Here is a 1,016-nt window from a genome sequence, read left to right on the forward strand (position 1 = left end):
TGTATATGTAATGATAATGCATTACAACTTACACATAACAAAACAGAATATTTCACAACAAAACTCAAACAGGAATTAGCGTATGGCTAACCTTTACGACCTCAAAAAATTCGATCTCAACTTGCTGGTTATTTTCGAGTGTATCTATCAAAATCTGAGCATAAGCAAGGCCGCCGAAACGCTGTTTATTACTCCCTCAGCCGTTAGCCAGTCGTTACAAAGGCTGCGTGCACAATTCAATGATCCTCTATTTATTCGTGCAGGAAAAGGTATTACGCCTACCGTAACGGCGGTCAACCTGCATCATCATCTTGAGAACAATCTCAACAGTCTGGAAGAAACAATAAACATCATGCACAGCTCCAGTCTGAAGAAAAAATTTGTTATTTACAGCCCGCAAATTATCAATAACACGTACGTAACTGAGTTAATTCAATTTATCAGGGAAGACCAATATGTTGAAATTGAACACCATGACATATTTATAACATCGGAAACAGCGGAGGATCTGCTAGCCTACCGTAAAGCAGATGTTGTCATCACCACATCACCGGTTGTTAATCGCTCGATTATATACACGCCATTCAGAACGGTCGAAATCGTATTAGCCTGTAGCAAAAACCACCCCAGAATACATGATAATGTGACTTTAAATGAAGTACTTGAAGAGCAATTCACACAACTTATCACTGACGATGTCGGTGTAAAAGAGTACCGTTCCGAGGCAAATTCTTTTATGTCTAATCGTAAGACAGGATTTTGTAGTGACTCGCTAATGTCAATTATCAACATTATATCCCACACGGATATTATCGGTTTTCTTCCCAAAGCCACTTTTGAACGGTACGCCCCTCTGTTTAATTTAAAAGAGGTCAACACAAACCTTAAATTACCATCAATGGTTCTATTTTTAATGTATAACCGGGCATCGCTCAACAATAAAAACTTCGAAGAATTTATCACTAAAATAAGTGAAAGAAACAAACAAAGCATAATACCCCACTGAGAAAATATTA

Annotated in this window: 1 protein-coding gene; it reads left to right on the forward strand. The window is 37.8% G+C overall.

Annotated features, from left to right (window positions below; genetic code table 11):
- Positions 1-82 precede the first annotated feature (82 nt).
- On the forward strand, positions 83-1,006 hold the full coding sequence (citR, locus tag NNN64_RS22820; RefSeq protein ID WP_271442881.1) for a DNA-binding transcriptional repressor CitR: 924 nt from the start codon (positions 83-85) through the stop codon (positions 1,004-1,006).
- The last annotated feature ends 10 nt before the right edge of the window (positions 1,007-1,016 follow it).

This window comes from Citrobacter sp. Igbk 14 (assembly GCF_028069825.1).
GTDB lineage: Bacteria > Pseudomonadota > Gammaproteobacteria > Enterobacterales > Enterobacteriaceae > Citrobacter.

What these genes read in the sequence shown, in the direction of transcription:
- citR (WP_271442881.1), top strand. Translation starts at nt 83, where the DNA reads ATGGCTAACCTTTACGACCTCAAAAAATTCGATCTCAACTTGCTGGTT.